We start from the raw sequence: 17,574 nt of genomic DNA on the forward strand, positions 1-17,574 counted from the left end.
TTCCAGCTCAGCCAGTCGAGCACCGGATAGGGCCATGTGTTTCCTTGATCATGAGCTCCCCTTCGAGGATTTGCAGCCCCAGGGTAGCTTTGGCCCGCCAAATACCGAGCATGAGCGAGAGATCCCCGTGAGTGAGCGGCACCTTATCCTTGTCCAACGATCATGGCTCATAGAGATTCATCGGGCCAAGCGCTTGTTGGTGCTGAACAGGCCAGTGGCCAGAGCTGAATGAGCCAGCATGAATCCAAGTCGTGTGGTCGTAACGTTAGCGGCTTGCGCAGCATTAGGCCGCCCTCTCGCCTCCCGCAAGATCCAGAACATCTCAACAATGGCCATAGGTGAGGCAGAGGAAGTCGCGTGACATCTTACGCCACAATGCCTATCAGGCGCGCGTACTCCGCTTCGGGGAGCCCATAGGCGTCGTCTGCCAGATCCTCCAGCTTTTCTCTGTCAAGCACGATGATCAGTCCGCGCTTCGCTTTGATGACCCGCATCCCTTCGAGAACGTGAAGCGCCACCGTCACGCCTGGACGCCGCACACCCAACATTATCGCGATGAACTCATGGGTGAGCGGGATGTCATCGCCGTCCACTCGGTCGTGACACATCAACAGCCAGCGGGCGAGACGGGCCTCGACACCGCTGCTGGCATTGGCGAAGGCTGTTTCCGAGACTTGAACATGGGATGCCTGAGCAAACCGCAGAAGTTGGCGGTGCAGGGAGAGGCTCCGGGCTATGGCCTGCTCCAGACTGCGTGCCGTTATGCGCCATCCGTGGCCTGGAATCTGCATGAAGTGCTCGTAAGGGGTTTGGTCGATGCCGAGAACGATTGGCAGACCCACCATGCCCTCTCGCCCAATCACCCCAACCTCGATCTTGCCACCGGAGTTGTTGTTGGTCACAGACGACATGCCAGCGTCAGGAAAGTAGATATGATCGATGGGCATGTTTGGTTCGATCAAAACCTGACGCAGCGCGAGTGGCACTGGCTCCAGATGCGGTTGAAGAGCCGCGAAATCTTCTGAAGAGAGTGAGGTGAGGAGGCGATTGCCGATGGAGTATTGCTGAGGAAGCTGCATGTTCCCCTCCCATGTTGGGGCGGGAGAACAAATTCCTCTCTGCCGCTTGCGCCCTGGTTAAACCTTGCAAGCGATAGGAAACTTGTAGTCTCACTGCGTTCTAAAAGATAGTTATTTCTTGAATTGCGCTCAAATTAGAAGCTCAAATTAACGATGTACTATCTAGTAAATTTTCTAAGCTAATAATAAGCATCCAATTTATCACCTGGATCTACTCTTTTATGTGGCGAAATATTCTCAGTTCTCAGTTCCTACCGAAAGGAAGATAAATTCGGCAATCACAAATTCTGCTGCGATTATGACGGATTCTGGCTCAGTTGTATTCCTCAGCGCCCCGGCAATATCGTGTGTCGGAGAGATGAATTGTACGATTCCGTACATTGAGCCATGATACCGTCCTCATCGCGGCTAGGGACGTGGGCCCCGCTGCGATCCGAACGGGGGGCGTGGCGATGCCTGTTTCCACCTATCAACCGGTCCAGCTTGCCGAAGGCACGCCTGAGTGGGACGCACTTCTCGTGTTTTGGGGCGCAGATCTGCTGGCTGTTCCGGTGCGCCTCTCCCCAGAGGCGCACGATAGCCAAGGTGGTTTGTGGTTCCTTGAAGCAGGCTTCGGCGCATGTGGGGACAAGAGCCCACCCCTGTTTAGGAACCCTGAGGACGCGGAGCCTTGGCTGACCGAAAAGATGTCCAAAAGATCCTGCCGCACGAACGGTCAAGCCGAGCAACTGAACCCGCCGGGGCACGCGACGATGGCCCCATATGGGACCATGCATTAGCTCAAGTCCCAGCGTGATTGGTCATAGGCAGCGCGAGCAGGGCTCCTGTGGTTGGGTCAAGGATGCCGAAGCAATCACTTCCTGACCAATAATGGAGAACAGTGCACCCCATAGGACTTGGCGGCAAAGCGTCCGACACGCCGCAGGTGTCATGGCAAGTATCAATAGACCTTTGATGCTAAAACGGGATCGCCGACTCATCTCGAAATTTGAATGCACATCTCGCCCCTTCCAGCTTGAAGGGGGACGCCCCTGCACCACCTTCGCTGAGATCAAGGCTCACTAATGCCGTGGTCGGCTCGACCGCGCTCTCCGGACTACCGTCGTTCTATGTCTGAGTTATCCCAATCCGCCGTTCGCAACCGGTTGCTGACAGCGCTCCCGCCTGACGCCTTCGCTCTGCTCCGGCATAATCTCGAGTTGGTCTCACTGGAGCAGAGCGAGGTGATCATTCAGGCCAATGCACCGATTGAGCATGTCTACTTCCTGGAGGCCGGCGTGACCTCCGTTGTCACCCGTACGGAGCGCGGGCGCCGGATCGAGATCGGTCTCGTAGGTCGGGACGGCTTCGCCGGAGTGCCGGTGCTGTTAGGAGCCGATCAGACTCCGCATGAAACCTTCATGCAAGTCAGCGGAGCAGCCCTGCGCATGCGAGCCGATAACCTGCGTTATGCCTTGGAGCAGAGCTCTGCCTTGCAGAGGCTTCTGCTGCGCTTCGTTCAGGTGTTTCACATCCAGACGGCTCAGACGGCTGCCTGCAACGGCTCACACAGTGTTGGAAAGCGGCTGGCCCGCTGGCTGTTGATGTGCCACGACCGGTTGGATGGCAACGAACTCCCGCTGACCCATGAGTTTATCGCTGTCATGCTCGCCGTACGGCGCCCTGGAGTGACGGAGGCTCTTCAGATGCTTGAGAGGGAGCAGACTATCCGGGCCGAGAGGCGCAACATTGTTGTGCTCGACCGTCGTAAACTGGAAGAGACGGCGGGCGATAGTTATGGTGTCCCGGAAGCCGAGTACGAACGTTTGATCGGGCCTTTTCGCTAGGTTTGATTTTTCCTCGCATAGGCAGGACATCTCCGATACGCTCCTGTTGCAGCAGGACGGTGGTTAGCCGAGCTCTCCTAACCTTGACCTGAAAGGGGCATCGTCGATGCTCCTGGCTTTGGAATCAGCCGCTCATACTCTGCTTCCGGAACGCCGTAGCTGTCGCCGGCCGTTTCCTCCAGCCGCTCCCGGTCGATAATGGTGATATGAGCACGCCGAGCCCGGATAATACCAACGCCCTCGAGTAGGTGGATTGCCTCAGTCACGCCGGGGCGGCGCACTGCCAGCATGAGAGACAGAAACTCATGCGTGAGCGCCAACTCGTCGCCATCCACCCGGTCATGGCACATGAGCAGCCAGCGGGCGAGACGCTCGCCCAGAACACTGTCGCCATTCGACATGGCGGTGGCGGCAGTCTGCACCGTAAGGACGTGGATATAGCGCAGGAGGAGACCGTGCAGAGACCGGCTGGCCTCAAGCGCCTGGGTCAGGCACGAAGCAGCGATCCGATAACCTGTCCCCTCCATCTGAATGAAGCTTTGATGGGGCGTGCGGTTGACGCCAAGGATGACGGATGGGCCGACGACCCCCTCCCGGCCTACAATAGCAATTTCGACTTGCCGGCTCTCTGAGTTGGTCGCAATCACCGAGGCAATAGCAGTCTCAGGAAAGTAGACGTGCTTGATGAGCTGGTTCGGCTCGATCAGGAGCATGCCTTTCGGCAACGCGACCTGCTCTAGGTGCGGCTTGAGGAGTGCAAAATCATCTGAGGTCAAAGCCTGGAGCAGACGATTGCGCAGGGAGGACTGCTTGAGTTCAACCACGGCCGCCACATAGGATCGGGGCGGGAGCTATAAGCCCCGCGACTGCTTGTGCCCCATTGCTTAGTCAAGCAATCAGGAATGCCCTAATCGGCGCAGGGGAGAGTAGTCACGAGAATAAGCGGTCCCGTCCCCGCTCTGTACGGTTTCATACGCTGCCACCTGAGCATCCCACCGGCTCAAAAGATGAGTTTTAAGAAGGGAGGTGGCGCCCTCTGTGAGGTGGCAAGCCGCCGGAAACACATAGAGCACTCCTCAATCTACAGATAGCCGTTTAGGATGCGGTTCAGCTGGACCCGATGAGACTATCCTCAAGCTCAGCTTCTCCATCGTCAGGTCTGCTGCGGCTCAAATCGACTTACCAATTGAGTATTGTACGGTTTCGAACAAATCCCCTTCTGAACCGTTGGTAGAGATCATCGCTCTCAACCGTGGCATCCGACGACGGGCAGACTGGTGCACTCCCGCCTTGTAAAGGAGGATTCCAGTGATGCCATACTATTACTTTCATCTCTGCAAAGGCTCGCACATCGTTGCTTACGACATGATGGGTCGGGACTGCGAGAATGATGAGGCTGCGCTCCAGCATGCGCAGGATAGAGGTGGCTTGGTTATTCCTGATTCACCGATCTTGGGAGTGTCAGACTGCTATGAGATCAAAGTCAAAAACGAGGCAGGCAAAGACATTGTTTCAGTTCGGCCGCCGAGATCAGGCGATCTGATTGATTACCCTCACAGGGAACCAGCGACACGCCCGCATCCTATAAACGGATCTGCTCACCCTGCTGGATGCAGGCAAGACCATGCTGCTGCCTTCGTTACGGCGTTGTGCACCGATCATCGCAAAAATCTACTCCTGACCGCCCTCGAACCCGACGACTTAGCACTTCTTGAGCCTGAGATCGAAACCGTCGAGATAAGACGTGGTCAGGTACTCTACGACACCGGCGATCTTATGCATCACGCATACTTCCCTCACGACTCGATCATTTCACTTGTGAATGTTCTGGAGGATGGAGGCTCCACGGAGGTCGCGGGGTTCGGACATGAAGGAGTGATGGGGCTGCTCAGCGGGCTGGTCACTCGGGAGGCATTCGGACGCTATGTCGTCGTGAAGTCTGGATCTGCCTCGCGTATTTCGGTTCAACGCCTGAACGAGGTGAGAACCACCCGTCCCAGGCTTCGGCAGTTAATCAGGAGCTACGGCGAAGCACTGGTAGCGCAGACGTTTCAGACCGTGTCCTGCAATGCCGTTCATGGAGTGGAAGCACGCTGCAGCCGCTGGATCCTGAGCATGCACGATCGCTTCGATCATGACACCCTCCCCCTCACATACGAGTTCATGGCGGGGATGCTGGGCGTCCAACGTTCTACGCTCAGTACAGTGACTCGTAAGCTTCAGACGGCGGGGCTAATCCGGCAGAGCCGCGGCGGCATCACGGTGACTGATCGGTCCGGGCTCGAGCGGACAGCATGCGAATGCTACAGCAAAGTTCGCCGGATCTATGAACGCTTGCTTCCGGCTACATACCCGCAAGCTCTGGTCCGATAGTGGGCCAACATACTATGCTTAAGTTTTAATGAATTCAGGGCGTAAAATAACTAGCAAGTCGTTCAGCCGGCACGACTAATAAGGCACCTGCTACAATTCTCCTTGGCCCTAAGGAGATGCTTTATGCTATGGGCCGCTACTGCGTCACCGCATCCAGAGGGATAGACATGAGGGTAGCCCCTGCCCCATCCACCACGTGGAGATGCCAGCCCTTCAGATTCTCATCGACGCTATCCACTTCCTGCCGCACCTCCTGGATTGCGATCAGTGCCTGCATCTCCGCCTCGTGAAGATCGGAGATCTCGAGCCCGTCGTGGTCCAAGATGGTGTCGTCATCACTCTGTAGGTGAAAGAAACAGCGCATTGGCAGTTCCTGACGAGTCAAGGACTTGATATCCAGGACATATACTACCTGACACGGCGTATACGACATGTAATGGAGTTGATCTCTAAGGACAGACGGTTTCGGCAGAAAGGAAGCCCTCCGTACCATTTGGTACGAAACGACGTCAGTTTTGGATAAGCCGCCTCTTGGATCTGTCAGTAAGCGCTGATCTTAACCATTACTGTCGGGCTTCGAAGCACGTCCGACTTCATCGATAGCGTTGAGACGAGTACGGTCTCCTCCGTAAGCCACGCCACCGGCGATGTTCAACCTTGGCGATTGATGAGCAGGCCTAAGCCCTCGTCGGATCTCACGCGAGGTCAGGATGCCTTCCTAGCCTGTTTTCCGAACTTCTGGTTCCTGCCAGCCTGTTTTCTTGATCGATCACCGGATGGCGGAGCTCCCCCCTCGTTATCCCACCGTGAGATGCCGTTGTTGGGTTTACGCTCGATCAAGCTTAAGCACGCTTCCGTGTTCATCAGAAGTAACCTCCTAAACGAGTCCTCGTTGAAGCTCCTTCCTCTGACGCTGGTGGATTATCGAGGCTCCGATCGCGCCCGCGTGACCTCGAATCCTTGTTCAGAAAGGGCTGTCAAAACTGCTCTTGCGATAGAAACCCGCTCCTCTGGCGATATGGCGTCTCCAAGCCGCTCAGACGTATTACGAGAGTGCTGTAGGGTAAATTGCATGGCGTTGACGATGATTGAGAGCACCAAGTCTTGGTCCTTCATATCAACCTCCGAAATTACCGTTAGAGTCCCACCAACGGTTTTGCTTTGTTCCGTGACTCACCGTCTTGATGCCAAGAGCGTTGAGGCCTTTTCCATGCTCAGGCACAGGTCCGTTATTCTGCCTGCTATTCAGGCGAACTGAGGATGCCCTGGGCTATGTCTCAGGCGCTTCCTTTGTGCGGCCAAGGCTTCGCGGCCGCCCTGTTTCCGGCGTAGCTTGGCATAGGTTTTTGTCTGGTCCGGGGCGCTGGCTGGAGGCGAAGACTCAACGTCCACGGATACGGGCGCCCAAGTCCTCGCGGAGTTCGTGCTCATAAACGATCCGATCATACGACTGATCCGCGTTTCTAATCGCGTATTGCGGCTCTCCTTGCGGATCATCAAGCCTGACAATCTCATAGCCGCCCCTCCAAGTCTCAGGTTGACCATCCTCCGCATAAGAGACGGCTTGTCCCACAGCGAAACGGTGCTGGCCCAGAGCAGGCGTTGAAGGGCGCTCCTCTGACTGCTCCGCCAGCACGAGAGGTACTAGACGCGGTGCTTTCCCGGCGGGCTCAGTCGGAATATGGCTGGGTGAGTAGGTGACCGGCGCCGCGATCGCTACTGGCACTGCCCATTCGTGCAGTGTGCGGCCACCATCGTCCATCACACGAAGAACATCAGTCCGAGTCGGCCAGCGTCTCTTCCCGGCGAGGCTCTGGACCAATGCCAAAGCTGCGGCAGTGTCGGGAGCAGCAATGGGCAGTGTTCCGATGACCTCAGGAACACCGCGGCGGATCCTCTTAAACTGGACCAGAAATCTCATGGCGGCCTCCTTTCATACGGAACATCTCACATGAGAGCCCTAGGCTTAGTTTGAACCGCATCGAGCTGTTTGTGAGATCGTGTGCCGCCCTCACATGGGGAATACTTCTGTAGATTTTCTTAAAGATATGGTGCTGCATCAGCATAGTATCCATAGGCGCCTAAAAAAATAATTCTTAGTATTTTCGTGTGCTTGTGGTAAGGTGTTACTTATGGAATCCATATCATCCACTTCGTTTTCCTAAAGGAAAATACTGTCGTTAAATCAGAGTCGTTAAATCAGAATGGCTGAAGCCAACTCTCAGCGGTGTGGCATGGGATGCAATTGCCGTGACGGTGATCGGCTTCGACTGGGGCGGATAGATGACCGATGGCACGACGCGTTAGATGGCCACGGAGCGATCGCACACCGAGGTGGTTTCGGCGTTGTCGTCGATCAGTCGAAGCGAGATCCGTAGCTTGTTGAGCGGATCGGGCTTCTGAAAGCAGCCTCATATGTGCGAGGCAATCTCGCAATGAAGAATGGCTGGGCGACCGTACCCGAAACCTTTGAGGGCGATCGCCTCGTAGCCGTCGCGTGCGCCGACGAGGTCCAGGTCTTGGTGGCACACACCTGCACCAGGAGGATGAACATGAATATTCGCACCACATCCAAGGCGATCACGTTTGCACGTCCGTTCTCGTTGGCCGGACTGGATGAGATCCAGCCAGCCGGGACCTACACGATCCAGACGGACGAGGAGGCTATCGAGGGCTTATCCTTCTTGGCTTACCGCCGCGTTGCCACGGTGATCTTTCTGCCAATCTATCATGGGGGACTCGGGTCCTTCCAAGCGATCTCGATCACGCCGGAAGCTCTCGATGCCGCGCAAGCGCGGGATGCTTCCGGACCCCACGATGACTGACTGGACAGCCATATCCATTGGATGGCGCTTCCACCGTCTCCCTTCGATATCGACACTCAGTTGACGCTGCGGAGCCACAGATTGGCAAGGCTGCATCACCTGCTTCGGCAGACCGCCTAACGTCGGCCAACTCGCTTTCCTATAGATCGGATCACCTATGAAGCCGCCAGCAATTCTCCTCACAGTCGCTCTCGTCAGCGTACTCAGTGTCACGCCAGTGATGGCCGATTGTCAGATCGCGGACGCCAAACTCGAAGAAGCCATCCTGCAAAAGCCCGAGCTTCGCGGGAAGGCCAATCGCCAGACGGTTCGTGACCTGCGCAACCTGCGCGACGCGGCAATCACCCTTTGGTCCTACGGCCGTCACGACGATTGCGAGCGCCTCCTGGCAAACATCCGCGAACTCCTCTCCGGGCCTCCGATGGCTTCATTGGGCGGCAATGACGAGGAAGATGCGGAGACGCAGATGAGCGCGCGCAAGCCAAAGGTTCAGCGCGGCGCTATCAGAGGGCGTCGTGCTGACAAAGACGCCAAGCCGCTGATCCGCATTGAGGAGCTTTCCCCAGGTCTGAGGGCAGACCAGATCATTGGATCAGAGGTACGAAGTGCCGATGACAAGATAGTGGGTGAAGTTCGAAATGTCGTGTTTGGCACAAAAGACGGTCGCGACTACGCGATTGTGGCCTCAGGAGGGTTCTTCACCCCCGGCAAGGACAGCATCGTCGTCCCAATCCGCTCCCTCAAGGTCTCACAGGAGCGCGATAGCTTCTTCCTTCCCATGGCTGAGGCGCAGGTGAAGACTATCCCGCACATGCCCGATCAGGACTACAAGTGGCTGTCGGATGGAACATGGCGCACCCGGAATGACGCCCTCTTTGCGCGACCATAAGCAGGGCGCTGAGCGAAAGCTGGTTACTCTCTCGAACAAGGCTAGCCTGCCGACCTATTCGGAAGGGTATTGAAACGCCTGTCTTGCGATCGCTGTGCCGGGACGTCCTAGCCCCTCACAATCCCGAACTCATGGACCATAAGGATCGCAATGAACGATTTTCAGGAGAATATCTCAGAGACCGCCGAACGAACTCTCGCCGAACGCCACATTGAAGCGGTTCGCGAGCAGGGTGGGATGTTTGTTGAGGCCGTGCGAGTGACGCGAATGCCGATGCTCGTGACCGACCCAACCCTGCCCGGCAATCCCATTATTTTTGCCAACAATGCGTTCATCAATCTGTCCGGCTACTCCATGGATGAGCTTGTCGGGCAGGATCCCCATTTCATGAACGGCAAAGAAACTGACCCTGAGGCCGTACAGCACTATCAGGCGGCGATCAGGGAAGGTCGGGATGAAACGCTGGAGATCCTCCAGTATCGCAAGGATGGCACGCCGTTTCGCGCCATGCTGTTCGCGAGCCCACTGGGAAATGGTCAGGGTGGCATCACCAATCATTTCCTTTCCTACCTTGACATCACTCGGCGATACGATGCCGAAGCCAACCTTCATGCTTTGACCCTGGAGTTGGAGGAGCGGGTAGCAGCTAGAACCCGAGAACTGGAAGCCACCAACAGAAAGCTGACCAAGCTTGTTTCGGAGCGGGAGCTGTTACTGGTGGAGGTCAATCATCGGGCGAAAAACAGCCTTGCCATTGCCGCTTCACTGCTCGGAATCCAAGGGCGCCGACAACTGGATCCAGCCGTACGAGCCCTCTTTGAGGAGGCCCAGGATCGTCTCACAGCTATGGCTCGGGTCCACGATTTGCTCAGCAAGTCGGAAAGCTCCCAACGCGTGGACCTCACGACCTATGTGACGGATCTCTGCGAAGCCTTGAGACCGATTACTGAGAACGACAACCGCATTTGCTTGGAACGCGTTACGGATGAAGGCATTCTCATTGAGGCCGACACTGCGTTTTCGCTCGGTATTGTGCTGACTGAACTCATCACTAACGCGGTAAAATATGCGTTCCCGCCCCCAAGATCGGGGACAATCCTCACTCAGGCCCGCCGCAGCGAGCCTGGTCGTGTTGAGCTTATCATTCGAGACGATGGTGTTGGGATGTCTAGTCTTCGGGAAGGATCCCTTGGCTATGGTCTTATACGATCTCTGGTTCAGCAGATCAGCGGCGAGCTGGATATACAGAGCGATGCAGGCCTGACGGTGACGATCTCGCTCCCGATCTGATGATGCGCTTCCCATTCGGCGCCGGAACGCGGGAGCGAATCATAGAAGATCGGGAGTGTACGAATGCGGCTCATCGCTTCCCTGCGCACGAGAGTCATAAACCCGCGCCTCAGCGAGGTAACCCTTCAGCATTCTCATGGCTTTCCAAACTGAGTTCGAAACTGTCGGGCAACGCTGAGATAGCTCTTGTTCATGACAACTCCTTCCATGCCTTATCGTCTATAAAAAGAAGTTGCTTGAAAGCATCTGCACGCCTCAGACAAACTGCACTCAAGGCACGGGCATGCTCGCTCACCGCCGCGACAAGCCATTGTAAGTCTCCTGCTGCCTGCATTCACTGAACTGGAGGGCGTTCAAAATCGCCTGCTAGCTGAGCAAATCGTCATTTCGCTCAGCATCCTGTGCAGATGCCTCTAGTGATGATCTTCATCTTGCGATCCCAAACCCGCTCTTGCGCCTCAGCTTTGGTCCGAGCTGCTCTTCCCATTGCAGCCGACTCCTCGGCCGTATACGACTTCGAGGCAGTTACCTTGGGGGCCGCTGCCTCTGGTTGCGTTACATTCTTGGCTAAGACTGGATGAGACGCGCTCAGCAAGGCAAGCACGGCCATAACTGCAACGATCCGCATAGGACACTCCTCAAAGGAGCATATAGCGGCTCCACCCTTGTATATGGGAGCATCAGCTCAGATCCCCAATACAGGTTGCTTTGCTCTACCAATATTCAGGCTGACCGCGGGCTCCTATCGTGGCTTGCTACGGCGCCGGGGATAGAGAAGATCCAAGCCCTGCAGCAGCGGACGGTCCTCCTAAATCGGCCACTATCGCGCGCACTACTGGTGCGGAACCCCGCTTTCGAGGAAAGATACCAATGCGCTTCTCCGTTCTTATGGTCCTCGTCACTCTCGGCATATCAGGTATGGCACAAGCCCAGAGCACACCGCCGGCGTCAGGTGCGCCGCAGTTCATCGCAATCGGCAACAATGCCATCCTGAGCTCAAGGCTGATTGGCCTGGATGTTCAAAGTGCTAGCGGCAAAGGAATGGGTAAGATTGAGGATGTTGTCTTCGAGGGTGGCCAGATTATCGGCATCGTTCTGTCTGTGGGCGACATCCTGGGTGGCAGCCAACGCTACGTGGCAGTGGATCCATCGTCGATTTCGATCCAGTACACTGAAGGCGAGGATAAATGGCGAGCGACCATGAATGGTGACCTTGATCAACTGAAATCAGCCCCAGAGTTCCGTTACGAAGGTAAGTGGAAACGCTAATTCTCCTGCCGAACTTGGCTGCAACTGTGGCTAGCATAACTGGCCTGATGGTCTGTTGAAGAGGACAAAGCTTCATTGACTTCGGCTGAAGAGGAACCTCGCCCGTCCGATGCTCGCTTCTTCTGGGCTCGGCTTAGCCGTCTCCCCACCTCGCACCAAGGTCCTCCTGCAACCAGGACTTGCCGCCGATCCTATCGCAGGTCCAATCGTTGCTTCGGATCTGATAGAGAGGCTCCCGGTCTCACGCCAGGAGAGGAAGGACGACCTCATAATGGCCTCTCCGAACCCGCGTGGGCACATACACCCGGGCATAGCGATGCGTTCTCATGACATGATCCTGCCCGATGCCGCGGCAAAGTCGAGAACCTCTGACATTTGTTCCTAGGCTAAAATTCCTAGTGAACAGACATATAGACACTTCCAGCCATCATACATTCCGATGAACTGCAGCAATCGCCCGCGCAACTCTTCGAAAAAAAATTATGTAATTATATCGATTTATTTGATTGTTGCCGCTGTAAAGGGATTACTTACTTCCCATATGCAAATAACAACCACCTATATCTTTGCGATATTCTGCGAATGGCCAAGGTTGTGATGTGAGAGTGCTTGCGGGGTTCTCAACGTAGTTGAATAACCGCTTCGTTGTTGAACTCGGATTGCATGCGCGTGCCTTCCCGACTGACAACCAGTGGAGACCAGTCAATGACAACCGAATTTTACGTCGTCCGACATCATGGAGCCTGGCGCATCCGAGTGAATGGCAAGCACCATGGTGAATATGGGTCACGCGTTTCGGCCATCAACACAGCAGTTACGGAGGCTCAGGCTGCCGGACCAGGAGCCAAGGTTTTCAGCACCGGCATTGTCAGCCAATTCAGCGACGAATGGCCGCTAAGCGACAATCTTGACTCACCATCGGCGTGACTATTGCAAACACGATCTTACAGGAGACACGAATGAGTGAGCGGATCGGCCGCCTTTGTGACGAGCTGCGGATCAAGCTTCATGGGATGGATCGCCGTCTTGAGGCGCTCAAATCCAATGGCGCTGCGATGTTTGATCAGTCGCAGGATCTCCTTGAAAGCCAGCTCGACCGGGTCGAGCAGCGCATCTACGACAACCGCGTGACTGTCGAAGCAGCGAACGTCAGGGTTAAGACATGGCTCGCGGAGAAGCGGGCCGGTTCTGTTGCAGGTGGGTCTCGTTGGACAGAGCGCCACGCGTCACATCTGTTGGAAGCCCGCGCCGATGATGCGGAAGCCTATGCCATTGCCGTCTTCGCGCTTGCGGCCGCAGCCGCAGACGAGGCTGCACTGGCCGTCCTGCAGGCGCTCCTGGCGCGCAACGATGCTGACGCCGCGATATTTCCGGAAGTAGGCCGGTCGATCCAGTGATCGCCAGAATTGGTTATGAAAGATGGCAAGTTCCTACGCGATTGTGGCGAGGCTCGAGCTGTAGCCTTCGCACAGGCTGGATATCTGCTCGGCATCAAACGATACCACACCAAGATAGCCAGAGATGTCAGATATGAAATCACGCTGAAATAACAGACTACCTGGAACACCTATCGGTTCATATAGCACGGCGGAGCTTATGCAATGTTCACCATCGAGTTCTTTCGGGTCCGCGACGTAGACGACGCCCACGCCACGCTCGGCCGTGTTGAACATGACACGACCAATTTGGAGGACGTGAAGATAAGGGCCCAATCTCTCTTTGAGACTTTGGATATGCCGCAGAAGCCAGATGCTCTGCGAATTATGGACGAACGTGGTGAAGAGGTGTTTGTCTGGAGCCCAGAGAGCCCGAAGAACTAATCCTTCGGCTGCCGCCCTTCTAGGGGTATGTTGTTCGTTAATCCTAGCCTAACAGGAGCACAGCTATGGCGAACGTCCATTACAGGGTTGTGGAGCACGAAGGCGGTTGGGCTTACAAAGTGGGCGACGTATTCTCAGAGCGCTACGCCACTCATGACGAAGCCCGTGAGGCGGCAGAGCGAGCCGCCGCCGGACAGATGCTGCCTGGCGCGACCGAAGATATCGAATTTCAGGACGAGGCAGGCGACTGGCACGAGGAAGTGTCACTGGGACGGGATCGGCCGGAGACCGACGTCACTGGATGAGAGGCGCTCCCGCAGCGTGGCAGCTTGCACACCAGGGAATTCTTGCCTTCCGGACAGCTGCGGAGATTGGATTTCCTGCAGTCTGTTGAACCGGAGCCTTACCTATGGACGGTGAACTGCCGCTGTGATGAATCAATGGTAGCAACGCTCAGCCTCTTCATCACTCGCCTGGAGCTCGAAGGTCTGCGAACGGGAGGCGAGATGGACAACCAGCGAGACGCATGGGTACTCTGGTAACCAACCATCCACAACATAACCGTCTCTCTAACGAGCACCAATGTTCACTGCCAGAACCCCATGGTCTTGATCTATCAAGAGCTGCCCCCTCGCTCCTTAAGGACAGCCCGCATTGTCGACCGAGGTCGCCCTGGTGGAGTTGGAGCGGTAAGGCTATTGCAGCGGTCGAGATCAACTCCTCGTTCTATCGTCCGCATCGCACAGCCACCTACGAGCGCTGGGCAGCCTCGGTGCCGGAGAACCTCCTCTTTGCCGTGAAGGTCCCGAAGGCCATCACCCACGAGCTCCGTCTCAAAGACGCCGATGACCAGCTGGATTGCTTTCTGTCGGAGGTGAGCGGCCTCGGACCCAAGCTGGGGCCGCTGCTGGTTCAACTGCCTCCGAGCTTGAGGTTCGAAGACGGTGTTGCTGACAGCTTTCTAACGGAGTTGAGAGCCCGGGTCCAAGGCAGCATCGTCTGCGAGCCCCGCCATGCCTCCTGGTTCACGCCCGAGGTCGAGGCCCTGCTCGCCGAGCTTCGGATTGCCCGCGTGGCTGCCGACCCGGCACCAATTCCCGGAGCCGACGAACCTGGCGGGTGGCGTAGGCTGTCATACTACCGCCTGCATGGTTCGCCCCGGATCTACTACTCGGCCTACACCACCGAGTATCTGGCAGCCACCGCGGAGGTGCTCGCGAGGGATGCTGCAGCGGGTGTCGAAACTTGGTGCATCTTCGACAACACAGCGGCTTTTGCGGCCACGCGTAATGCACTCACGACCAGAAGTCTCGTGCAGGCCCGCCTTTGAGGATCTCCGTCGGGCGAGACGCAGAGGCCTCATCAATCCCTACGAGCCTTGCAGGGTGTGCATCATTTCGTTGATGTGCCGCACGAGAGTGGCTCCGATGTACGGCTTTGGCACAAAGTGCCCATGGTCCGGGATCTCGTCAGGTTGCGGTCGGGCATAACCAGACGAGATCAGCAACAGCACATGCGGCCATCGCTGGGAGACCTGTTCGGCCAGCGCCATGCCGTCCATCGATCCCGGCATGTGCACATCGGTGAACAGCACCTGCACCTCATCAGAGCGCGCTTCCAGCACCTTCAGCGCCTCGTCGGCGTTCGTGGCCTCCAGCACCTGGAACCCAGCTTCCTCCAATTCGTCGGCAGCAGTCATGCGCACCAGCGGCTCGTCCTCGACCACGAGAACCATAGATGGGGTAGGATGCCTCATTCAGGTCACCGGCGGCTGCGGTTGGTGGATCGCCTTCTCCGCCTGAATGAGCACGTCGAGGCCGCGCCAGGGCTTTGGCATGAAGGTGACACATTCCGGCAGATCATCCAGTTCGTCGGCCACAGCGCCCGAGGTGAGCACGACTCTGATCGTCGGCCAGAGCGTGCACGTGGCCTTGGCGAGTTGAACCCCGTCCATCGAGCCTGGGAGCCGAATGTCGGCAAAGAGCATCGCTACCTCGCCGCCGCACTCCTGGAGACATTCCAGGGCCGCTTCCGCACTTTCGACCTCCACCACGTCGAGCGGGGTCTCCTCCAGTAGGGCGGCGGCGAGGTCGCGCACGACGCGATCATCCTCGACGATCAGGGCCAGATGAGGCTCAGAATGGCGAGCATTCATGATCGGCCTCCCTGATCTCCATCTGGCGCAGAATAGCGACGAGCGGGTCGGGGATCGGTGCGTCGAGCACATCCCGATAGGTCTCAGCGAACGCGCGTGCGATCATGAACGTGGCGACATCAGGGTGAAGATCGTTGACATGCGGCAGGCGCACGTCGCCCGAGGCGTCGTGGGGCATCGATGCTCTCCTTAGGTACTGGCTCGGTGGGCCCGTCGCGGCGACTCGGGCTAACATACGTTAATGGGGTGAACCGCTGATCTCGCGAAGGGTTTCAGCGTAGCGGCAGAAACACTCCTTCGACAGTGACGGTTAGAGCCAGCCGTTCTGGCGGAAGCGCCAGTAGAGCCAGCCGCACACCGACGCGATGATCACCAGCACGACGGCATAGCCGTACTGCCATTCCAGCTCTGGCATGTGCTCGAAGTTCATGCCGTAGATCCCGGCCACGGCGGTAGGGACGGCCAGGATAGCAGCCCAGGCTGCCAGCTTGCGGGTGATCTCAGTCTGCTGCGCCTGCCCAGTCATCAGGCTGGTCTCGAAGGCGAAGGCCAGCACCTCGCGCAGGGACTCAATCTCCTCCTGCACCCGCCGGATGTGGTCGGAGACGTCGCGGAAGAGCGGGAGGAGTGAGGCATCGATGCCCGGCAGGCCCGGCTGCTCAAGACGGCGGCAGACCTCCACCAGCGGGATGGCGGCGTTGCGCAAACGCAGGAGATCGCGGCGGAGTTGATAGAGTCGGCCCACACGGGACTGCGTGTATGTCTCGGCCAAGATGCCGTCCTCGATCTCCTCAACCTCCGTCTGGATCGCTTCGATCACGGGCATGTAGTTGTCGACGATGAAGTCGAGCAGAGCATAGAGGATGTAGTCCTCCCCGGCCGAGAGCGCGGTTGGCGATGCCTCGCAGCGCTCGCGCACCGGAGTGTAGGACGTCGAGGGGCCGTGGCGGATGGAGACCACGTAACCCTGCCCCACGAACACATGGGTCTCACCGAACGCAATTCGGCTGTCCAACATCTGGGCCGTGCGCGCGACCACGAACAAAGCCTCGCCGTACTGTTCGAGCTTTGGCCGCTGATGGGCCTTGAGCGCATCCTCGATGGCGAGGTCATGCAGCCCGAACTCTGCCTGGAGGCGTCGCAGGAGGTCCAAGCTTGGTTCATGCAGGCCGATCCAGACCACGTGCCCCGGCTTGCGAGACCACTCGCCGACGTCCTCAATCGGAACCTCAGCAATCCTTCGGCCATCGGCATACACTGCCGAGGCAACAACCCCGGGCATGTCCCCGGTCCGAGCTGAAGAAAGCTTGAGAGCATCTGCCATGTGCAACCAACGCTCAGCTGTCGCGTCCGTTGCCATAGTCTTGTGGCATCGGCTCCGTACAGTCGAACCCTTTGGTCGCACCGCTCCAGCCACCAAGGCAAGGAACGGTTCGCCGCTCCACGATGGATCTCTTAATAACTTGCTTGTTTCAATTTCGTGGGACGTGTGATGTGGTCCAAAAGTCTGCTCAGGATTAAAGTGAAATGTTGAGCGAACCAAGGAAGATCCATTGCACTCTGCTCTTGCAGGAGTTCGACGCAGATTCACCTAGTGCCACTCTCCTGTTGAGCGCGGTCTCCGTCATCGGGCGCAAACATGGTTTATCCACAGCGAGCACTTAGCTGGTGCAAAGCATAGAATCCATCAGCGCTTCCGTAGGCCAGCTCACGAGATCTCCCTGAAGCGGCCCGCAATGGCATGACACTCTGACAGGTCTGTACTAGAACCGTGCTGTCAGCCTTAACTGACGAGGGAGTTGCCTTGCGTGCTGATGAAGCACTTCCCTTTACCTTGGGTCTGATCCATGGGAGCGCCGGATCAGGCAGTCGTTGCAGGCGCCGGTCTCTTTGAAGGCGTCATTCACTACTCGCACATCGTGCGGGACGGGGGATCCGATGTTCCGTATCCAACGACGCTCTAATGCGACGCTCGCCGAGCTTCGTTGGCGCTGATAACCCGCCCTAGCATTTCTTGGAGAGATGCGCGTTCTTGCTCCGAGAGGGTG

19 protein-coding genes are annotated in these 17,574 nt (G+C 57.2%); 11 read left to right on the forward strand and 8 right to left on the reverse strand.

Features of this window, described 5'->3' with window-relative positions; translation table 11 throughout:
• Positions 1–365 precede the first annotated feature (365 nt).
• Entirely contained in the window at positions 366–1,079 is a 714-nt protein-coding gene (locus tag VB672_RS22290; RefSeq protein ID WP_329786387.1) for a Crp/Fnr family transcriptional regulator, read from the reverse strand.
• A 1,109-nt stretch (positions 1,080–2,188) separates the two neighbouring features.
• Here VB672_RS22290 and VB672_RS22295 point away from each other — a divergent pair.
• Positions 2,189–2,905, forward strand: coding sequence for a Crp/Fnr family transcriptional regulator (locus VB672_RS22295; protein WP_329786407.1), 717 nt, complete (start codon positions 2,189–2,191; stop codon positions 2,903–2,905).
• Positions 2,906–2,982: 77 nt separating this feature from the next.
• Here the strand turns inward: VB672_RS22295 and VB672_RS22300 are convergent, their stop codons facing one another.
• On the reverse strand, positions 2,983–3,729 hold the full coding sequence (locus VB672_RS22300) for a Crp/Fnr family transcriptional regulator (RefSeq protein ID WP_329786388.1): 747 nt from the start codon (positions 3,727–3,729) through the stop codon (positions 2,983–2,985).
• Between the two features lie 487 nt (positions 3,730–4,216).
• On the opposite strand from VB672_RS22300, the gene VB672_RS22305 reads away from it, so the two are divergent.
• Complete coding sequence (locus VB672_RS22305) at positions 4,217–5,278, forward strand: Crp/Fnr family transcriptional regulator (protein ID WP_329786389.1); 1,062 nt, start codon at positions 4,217–4,219, stop codon at positions 5,276–5,278.
• Between the two features lie 136 nt (positions 5,279–5,414).
• Here VB672_RS22305 and VB672_RS22310 read toward each other — a convergent pair whose 3' ends face one another.
• Both VB672_RS22310 and VB672_RS22315 read right to left on the reverse strand, forming a co-directional pair.
• Positions 5,415–5,642, reverse strand: a complete 228-nt coding sequence (locus VB672_RS22310) for a DUF6894 family protein (protein ID WP_329786390.1) — start codon at positions 5,640–5,642, stop codon at positions 5,415–5,417.
• Positions 5,643–6,659: 1,017 nt separating this feature from the next.
• Positions 6,660–7,199, reverse strand: a complete 540-nt coding sequence (locus tag VB672_RS22315) for a hypothetical protein (protein ID WP_329786391.1) — start codon at positions 7,197–7,199, stop codon at positions 6,660–6,662.
• Between the two features lie 631 nt (positions 7,200–7,830).
• Between VB672_RS22315 and VB672_RS22320 the strand changes: the two genes are divergently transcribed.
• The 9 genes from VB672_RS22320 to VB672_RS22360 all read left to right on the forward strand — a co-directional run bounded on the left by VB672_RS22320 (position 7,831) and on the right by VB672_RS22360 (position 14,701).
• Positions 7,831–8,103: a hypothetical protein gene (locus VB672_RS22320; RefSeq protein WP_329786392.1), complete on the forward strand. Its 273-nt coding sequence runs from the start codon at positions 7,831–7,833 to the stop codon at positions 8,101–8,103.
• Positions 8,104–8,323: 220 nt separating this feature from the next.
• Positions 8,324–8,992, forward strand: coding sequence for a PRC-barrel domain-containing protein (locus VB672_RS22325; RefSeq protein ID WP_442932165.1), 669 nt, complete (start codon positions 8,324–8,326; stop codon positions 8,990–8,992).
• Positions 8,993–9,142: 150 nt separating this feature from the next.
• Positions 9,143–10,282 (forward strand): histidine kinase dimerization/phosphoacceptor domain -containing protein, encoded by a 1,140-nt coding sequence (locus VB672_RS22330; RefSeq protein WP_329786394.1) that lies wholly within the window; start codon positions 9,143–9,145, stop codon positions 10,280–10,282.
• Positions 10,283–11,152: 870 nt separating this feature from the next.
• On the forward strand, positions 11,153–11,551 hold the full coding sequence (locus VB672_RS22335) for a PRC-barrel domain-containing protein (protein ID WP_329786395.1): 399 nt from the start codon (positions 11,153–11,155) through the stop codon (positions 11,549–11,551).
• A 705-nt stretch (positions 11,552–12,256) separates the two neighbouring features.
• Entirely contained in the window at positions 12,257–12,478 is a 222-nt protein-coding gene (locus tag VB672_RS22340; protein WP_329786396.1) for a hypothetical protein, read from the forward strand.
• 32 nt (positions 12,479–12,510) lie between these two features.
• On the forward strand, positions 12,511–12,948 hold the full coding sequence (locus VB672_RS22345) for a hypothetical protein (RefSeq protein WP_329786397.1): 438 nt from the start codon (positions 12,511–12,513) through the stop codon (positions 12,946–12,948).
• A gap of 204 nt (positions 12,949–13,152) precedes the next feature.
• A complete protein-coding gene (locus VB672_RS22350) occupies positions 13,153–13,371 on the forward strand; it encodes a hypothetical protein (protein WP_329786398.1) in 219 nt (72 codons plus the stop codon).
• A gap of 65 nt (positions 13,372–13,436) precedes the next feature.
• Positions 13,437–13,676 carry a hypothetical protein gene (locus VB672_RS22355; RefSeq protein ID WP_329786399.1) on the forward strand — a complete coding sequence of 80 codons (240 nt, stop codon included), beginning with the start codon at positions 13,437–13,439 and terminating at the stop codon, positions 13,674–13,676.
• Positions 13,677–13,897: 221 nt separating this feature from the next.
• Entirely contained in the window at positions 13,898–14,701 is an 804-nt protein-coding gene (locus VB672_RS22360) for a DUF72 domain-containing protein (protein ID WP_329786400.1), read from the forward strand.
• A gap of 39 nt (positions 14,702–14,740) precedes the next feature.
• Here the strand turns inward: VB672_RS22360 and VB672_RS22365 are convergent, their stop codons facing one another.
• The 4 genes from VB672_RS22365 to corA form a co-directional block, all read right to left on the reverse strand.
• On the reverse strand, positions 14,741–15,106 hold the full coding sequence (locus VB672_RS22365; protein WP_329786401.1) for a response regulator: 366 nt from the start codon (positions 15,104–15,106) through the stop codon (positions 14,741–14,743).
• Positions 15,107–15,127: 21 nt separating this feature from the next.
• Positions 15,128–15,526: a response regulator gene (locus VB672_RS22370; RefSeq protein ID WP_329786402.1), complete on the reverse strand. Its 399-nt coding sequence runs from the start codon at positions 15,524–15,526 to the stop codon at positions 15,128–15,130.
• Positions 15,507–15,704 (reverse strand): hypothetical protein, encoded by a 198-nt coding sequence (locus VB672_RS22375; protein WP_329786403.1) that lies wholly within the window; start codon positions 15,702–15,704, stop codon positions 15,507–15,509. The genes VB672_RS22370 and VB672_RS22375 overlap by 20 nt, the downstream gene beginning before the upstream one ends.
• Positions 15,705–15,836: 132 nt before the next feature.
• The gene (gene corA, locus VB672_RS22380) at positions 15,837–16,808 is read right to left on the reverse strand and encodes a magnesium/cobalt transporter CorA (RefSeq protein ID WP_329786404.1); all 972 of its coding nucleotides are present in this window, start codon (positions 16,806–16,808) and stop codon (positions 15,837–15,839) included.
• Positions 16,809–17,574: the final 766 nt, after the last annotated feature.

The organism is Microvirga sp. CF3016 (assembly GCF_036314085.1).
Lineage (GTDB): Bacteria > Pseudomonadota > Alphaproteobacteria > Rhizobiales > Beijerinckiaceae > Microvirga.